Consider the following 5,955-nt stretch of genomic DNA (forward strand, 5'->3'; position numbering starts at 1 on the left):
GGTCTCGCTTGGTGCCGTCCAGTGTGGACTGCAGAGATTGAATGCGGTGGCTCTGGTGGGCGCTGCGCGCCCACCGCCAGAAGCCGGCCGCCAAGGCGGCCTATTGCGGTCTTTCCTTGCCGGGCGCTGCGCGCCAACGGCCAACGGATCACCTATCTTGGTTGTCTTCCAACATCTTTCGCATTTAGTACACCTTCGGACCGCTGCGCGCCCCGACCAAGTAGACCGCTACCGGGAAGTGGGGCACGCTGCGCGTACCCCACTTCCCGTGCGACTACTACTCACCCACAGTGAAATTCACATCGAGATACGAGAAATTGTCTCGTAGATGCTGCCGTACATCGTCGAGATCTACGGCCTCGTCCGCATCTTCTTGGCTACGCGCCGATCGCGTCATTGTTAATGCAACCGTGACATTCACTTCTACATCGAAGTCACGTTCTCGGCCTTCGAGCCCCCACTGTTCGCAGAACCTCTCGAACTCGCTGCACAGACTGTTCTCGTCCGCCCATTCGCACGCGGACTCGCTCAGCCGCCTGACCCACTCGCGATGGTTCGCACGCTCGGTATTGGCGCTCTCGCGTACGGCCTGCAAGGTCCGTTCGACGGCGGCCCGTTCGTGGATCGGCCGCACATACTCACCGAACCACGCGGGAGCGGCCCCAGGTGACACCGTGACCGGTGAGATGTCACGTGTACGCACCAACCCCGTCCAGCTCTTGTAGGTGTGCTCGACGGCCATCAACGGCTCACGCCACACGACAGCAACGCTTGCATGGGTCTCGGTGGCATTGCGCTCGTCCACCGAGAACCATCCCGACGCGGCGATACCGCCGCTTCCATCACTTATCTGCACATAGGCCCCCTCTGCGGGGTATCCCGCAACCAGGGGCTCTGGCAAGGCCTCGAGCACGACGGCCCGGTTCGACCAGTCAGCACCCCCTAGAGACCCGTTGTCGAAGACCACCTCGAGCACGGACGCAACTGGCAACACTGAATCGACGATCGATGTCATGGCAGATTTCAGCCTCTCAATTCGGGTGACGGATGGTCAGTCCGCCGATCAACAGAACGCCTCTGAATCTACCATCGAAACACTTGCACTGGAAGACGTAGGAGTCATCGAAACACGTTGATAAACAAAGCGTTTGGGATCACATCTATCGACAAGACGCAACCCGGCAGCGGCCGCAATTGTCCCCGGCGCACTCGGTGCCGGGGACCGGGTGCGCCCTGTCCGAAGCCAATGCCGGAATAGGATCGCTCAGGTGCCCCGTCCCTTTCCTCTTCTCGACGACTCCGTCTTCACCTCCTCCGGATACAAGCGGAGTACCAAACGGGTGGGACCCGATCTCGAGGACGCCTGCCTCTGCGGATCCCGCCGGCGGACGCGGTCCTGCCATGCGACTGCAGCCGGTCGCTGGATCGTCTCGGAACCGCCACCCCTCCTGAACGATGCTCGCACTGGCTACGCACACCCCGAGTGCTTCGGCCAGGCAGGAGCAGACTGTTCCGACAAGATCAGTAGAGAGCATTGGATCAGTGCCAACATTCACCGGCAGCTGCACATCGACGGAAAAGCACCCATGCTCAGCGGCGCACCGTGGCTGCATGGAGCATCGAAATCGGTAGGCACAAAAGCACTAGCCTCGAAGATCCTCTGTGAGCGCCACAACAATGCATTGTCACCTTTGGATTCCATTGCAGGACAGTTCTTTCAGGCAGTACGGGACATGCAGTTGTCCTTGGCGAGCACGACAGCACCTTTCCTGGGGCCGGCCGACGATCATTTCCTCCTTCTCAGTGGACCACGACTACAACTTTGGCTCCTCAAACTCGTTCTCGGGGGCGTGGCCTCACGCTCCTTCGGTGCGGCCGGCACACCCCTCAAGTCAGTCAGGACACAACCAGGGGTTGCGCTCCATGATATTCTTTGGCGCGGAGCGTTGTTCCCTAATCGATGGGGACTGCACGCTCGAAGGCACCGAGTCGATCCCAAGGGCACGCCAGAATCCATCGGCGTCATCAACCAAACAATTGACGACGAGGTATGCGGTGCAACAGTTCAATTCGGGGCACTCAATCTGAACCTCGGCCTTGGGGTGCCCGAGAACAGCGCGACGGTACAACCTGCTTCATACCGCTTCGATAGACCCTCGACAGACGTCCAGAAATACATTGCGCTTGCCTGGCCAGAGGACGGCCACGAACCCATCAGTTACTCGAACCTTGGATAGCCCACGGCGCGGCCGCTCCGCCACCAACAGCGTTGATAGCTCCCATTTCGACCTCGTATTCGCGATGTATTCTCGCGGGCATGACGCTCACCAGTTCGCTGGACCAGGCCAGTTCTACGATCCACGACGCCGGCCTCCGCATTCAATCTCTGCAGTCCACACTGGACGGCACCAAGCGAGACCTTGCGCAAACGCAGGAAGAACTGGCTCGCCTAGCTCTCGTTCTCGACACCTACGCTGCAGCTACCGAGGCTGGGCAACCTGCTGAAGGGAACCAGCTCAGACTGATCTCAGGAGCACTTGCTGCCGCAGCACAGAGCCTCACTAAGTCGTCCGACGCGCTTCGCGACGACGTGATCGCAGGCATCTAGCTAGCAGGTGACCGCCCCTTGGTCTCGGTCTCTGCGTCTCCGCGACGAGCTCGCCGGGCTTGCCAAGTACCTGATCGAACTGCATCGCTCGACAACCCGGTTTGGAGCTGGTTTGCCGCCAGGCGGGGAAGCCGTCGCTCGACACAGTTACGCAGCCCCGCCCCATAGCCCTGCAAGAGGATTGCCCACCCAGCGTAGTTGATTGAACGACCCTCGACGTCGCGCACGTGACAACAACAGTGACCCGTCGTGAATTGCTGAGCAGAACTCATCGATCCTGTTGAGCACCGACTCGGCCGGGGACGATTGCACTGTGATCCACACCCGGAACCGAAAACTTTCGTATCCATTCCCACGTCTCACGGGATCCGGTAGCGGCCCACAGCAACAACACTATTCGGGTTCACGCTGTTGATGTTCGGGGTCCGATCGAACTGCGCCGCGCTACCGTTGATCTCGTCCTCGAACAGCAACTCGCACGCGCTCGACGAGTCGCGTTGACCGAACGTCCGTACGCGCAGCCGTGGCACGAATATTTGACCTCACTCGGCGACGGAGATCAGGAGTTTCTTGATCTGATAGAGGCGGCGTCCCAGCAGCTCGTAGCCCGGTCCGGACGCGCCGAGGTAGTTGCGAAGGTGTGCTTGGCTGTAATGCTCGCGTCTGGGTGTGTGGTTCGGCCGGCGTTCGACGGCGGAGCGCGGACGACCAATCGTGCAGCCGAGTCGGCCGACGGTCAGGACGACATGGCAGCGTTCCCGGAAACGTGGGCGGCGCGAGACGTCACTCGAAATAACAGGCTGGTGCTTGCAGTGGGATCGCTTCCTGCGAGCGATCCCACCTTGGCGGACGCCCTGATCACTGCGGTCGTACAGCCGTGCCGAGTCAGTGTGTTTCGCCCGCATTCTTGACAGAACACGGCGATACGCCCGGACAGTGATCGGGGATCGCTCTAGTCGAGCGATCCCAGGCGCGAGTCTTGCCGATGATCGTGGAACGACAGCATGTTGTGCGCGACGATCCACTGTAGAAACGAATCCGGGAGAGCGTGAATGGCGTCGGCATCGACGTGGTGCCCGACTTGGGTCAGGGCGTGACGGAAAAGCAGCACCTTCTGACGCTCGCCAGAGAGCCCGGGCCTGCTCGCCGAAGGCTCGAAACGCGGCGGCCACTCCAGAAGATCGCTGAAGTGCCATTCGATTAGATCGAGTGCGGCCAGATACTCCCGATGCGCCTTGGTCCCCGGCACGACCTTTGGGTAGAAGTACTGGTCAGTCGGGTCTTCTCCGGCTGTGAGACCGGTTTCTAATTCGCCCGGAACATAGTTCGGGGACGTCGGTGGCAACCGATGCACCCTGCCCGGATGTACGAGCACCCAGACTGCCTGCTCGTGGGATGTCGTTTGACCGCGTTCCAACGGTCCCGAGCAATCGACTCGGAACGACGTGGGGTCCGTTGTCACGAAAAAATTCTCGTTCATTCTCAGCGCTCTAGCTGTTGCGTGACCCCACCACTGGATATGGCAGCCTCCGCGCTGCTTGGTCCTAACCTGCGTCGCGTCCGCCCTCTCCGTGATCAAAAAACTGTTCCGAGAGAACGCCTTATGTGCATCCGGCACATCTAGTCGTCTGTATCCGTCGGTGACGTTCTTGGTGGGCCTACCGATTTCGAGGCGGTCCCCTTCCTCCAGCTGGATCGCAGGTCCGACCTGTTTCGGCGGGCTGAACCTTACGACGGGGACGCGCCTGTTGTTCGCACCGTCATCTCGGTACTTGACGATGTCCGAGGCCCACACTTCGACCGTGGTGTAATTCGTTGCCGTCATGAACTATTTTCCCTGCGTTCCTTGTGGTTTGCGACACGGGCCGATATCTTCTCGTACTGCGTCGATTGCCGCCACCGCTACCTCGGCTGCGACGGGAGCGGCATCCGCTGCACCGGATCGAGGCGACTGTTCACCGCCCAAGATTCGGACGGCGATGACTATTTCGGGGTTCTCTGCCGGCGCGAGTGCGACTACCCAGCCGTCGTAGGAACCGCGGTCGTCATCCGCGGTGCCGGTCTTCGCGGCGACCGGCATGTCGAGAATCCCGAGCTCGCCTGCGTGTCCGTCCTGCACGACCGCCCGCATACCGTCGAGCACGGGTCCGGTAACCGGGTTGTCGAGAACGAGTGCGGTTGCCGGTGGCGACGTAACGGAGTCGACATCCAGCTGGTCGTCTGTGCATTGCCCTAGCTGCACCCGCGCGCGGGGTAGTGCTCCGTTCGTCGCGAGTCGGCCCACCGCCACGGCCATTTCGTACGGTGATGCGCGGACGTCCTGCTGACCGAATCCCGTGCGCGCAAGCGCATCTGGGTCGTCGCCGACGCCTCCCACGACGATGCCGGGGTGAGTCGGGAAGTCGGCGGAATCGGCGGAGAGCACCGCGGTCATCTGGGTGATCGACTGCAGACCGGTTCGGATGGCGATCTCGGCGAATGCGGTGTTACTGGACTCCGCAAGTGCCTGGGTCAGATCGCCGCCGCCTTCGATGTTGCCGGCGTTGTGGACGATGCCGACCCCGCCCGGGGGTGTGTATTCGTCGCGAACCGGCGTGGTGGTGTTCTGTCCTGCGCTCAGGGCGCTGGCTGCGACGATGGTTTTGAACGTCGATCCCGGTGCGCTTTGCGAATACACCGCCGGGTAGCCGGCGTCATAGGAGTGTTGGTCCGAGCGGTGTGAGTAGAGGCCGAGGATACTGCCGTCCTTGAGGTCCAAGGCTACGACGTCCCCTTCGTATCCGCGGGTTTCGAGACCGTCGCGGGCAGCGGTCTGGACCGCTGAATCGAGGGAGGTGACCATTGTCGGTGATTCGCATGCCTTCTTCACAACAAGGTGTTCCAGCCATGGTCGTAAGCAAGTGCCGGCGCTCATGTTCGTGGCGACGAAGTAGGCGGCGTCGATGTCTCCGTTGAGCTGCGGTATCGACGACTCCAGGGTGCGGGTTTGCACGTCGGCATCGGTGGTCGCGTCACGCATCGTCGATGGGACGAGGAACGGCGTCCCGTCGCGGAAGACAACCGGGCCGGGGTTTCGTGACGCGGCATCCTGGGCTGCGGTTCGTGCGGGAACTTCGGGTACGACGGTTTGCCAGGCAACCAAAGTGATGACGATCAACCACAGTCCGAGGATCGCCCACTTCGTTCGGTCGACGCGTGCGACAACGCGGAGTTCGGGGACGCTTGGAACCGGCCGCCAGCGGTGGGATCCGATGCCGACGATAAGCCCGACGGCGATCCACATACAGGTCAGCGAGCTTCCTCCGTTGGAGAGGAACGGGACGACCATCCCCGTGACAGGCACCTTG

The 5,955-nt window shown here is 61.5% G+C and carries 6 protein-coding genes; 2 read left to right on the plus strand and 4 right to left on the minus strand.

Features of this window, described 5'->3' with window-relative positions:
* Positions 1–277: 277 nt before the first annotated feature.
* On the minus strand, positions 278–856 hold the full coding sequence (locus tag CH256_RS20575; RefSeq protein ID WP_141216652.1) for a hypothetical protein: 579 nt from the start codon (positions 854–856) through the stop codon (positions 278–280).
* A gap of 157 nt (positions 857–1,013) precedes the next feature.
* On the opposite strand from CH256_RS20575, the gene CH256_RS28695 reads away from it, so the two are divergent.
* Positions 1,014–1,136 (plus strand): hypothetical protein, encoded by a 123-nt coding sequence (locus tag CH256_RS28695; protein WP_255032396.1) that lies wholly within the window; start codon positions 1,014–1,016, stop codon positions 1,134–1,136.
* Positions 1,137–2,317: 1,181 nt separating this feature from the next.
* Positions 2,318–2,608, plus strand: a complete 291-nt coding sequence (locus CH256_RS20580; RefSeq protein ID WP_032375883.1) for a hypothetical protein — start codon at positions 2,318–2,320, stop codon at positions 2,606–2,608.
* Positions 2,609–2,967: 359 nt separating this feature from the next.
* On the opposite strand, the gene CH256_RS28185 is transcribed toward CH256_RS20580, so the two are convergent.
* The 3 genes from CH256_RS28185 to CH256_RS20595 form a co-directional block, all read right to left on the minus strand.
* Positions 2,968–3,138: a hypothetical protein gene (locus CH256_RS28185; RefSeq protein ID WP_155289038.1), complete on the minus strand. Its 171-nt coding sequence runs from the start codon at positions 3,136–3,138 to the stop codon at positions 2,968–2,970.
* 422 nt (positions 3,139–3,560) lie between these two features.
* Positions 3,561–4,433, minus strand: a complete 873-nt coding sequence (locus tag CH256_RS20590) for a hypothetical protein (protein WP_015586234.1) — start codon at positions 4,431–4,433, stop codon at positions 3,561–3,563.
* A gap of 3 nt (positions 4,434–4,436) precedes the next feature.
* Positions 4,437–5,955 (minus strand): penicillin-binding transpeptidase domain-containing protein (locus tag CH256_RS20595; protein ID WP_256989501.1); only part of this gene is annotated, 1,519 nt, incomplete at its 5' end.

Source organism: Rhodococcus sp. 05-2254-6 (genome assembly GCF_002258565.1).
Taxonomy (GTDB): Bacteria; Actinomycetota; Actinomycetes; order Mycobacteriales; family Mycobacteriaceae; genus Rhodococcoides.

What these genes read in the sequence shown, in the direction of transcription:
- CH256_RS20580 (WP_032375883.1), top strand. Translation starts at nt 2,318, where the DNA reads ATGACGCTCACCAGTTCGCTGGACCAGGCCAGTTCTACGATCCACGAC.
- CH256_RS28695 (WP_255032396.1), top strand. Translation starts at nt 1,014, where the DNA reads ATGGCAGATTTCAGCCTCTCAATTCGGGTGACGGATGGTCAGTCCGCC.
- CH256_RS20590 (WP_015586234.1), bottom strand. Translation starts at nt 4,433, where the DNA reads ATGACGGCAACGAATTACACCACGGTCGAAGTGTGGGCCTCGGACATC.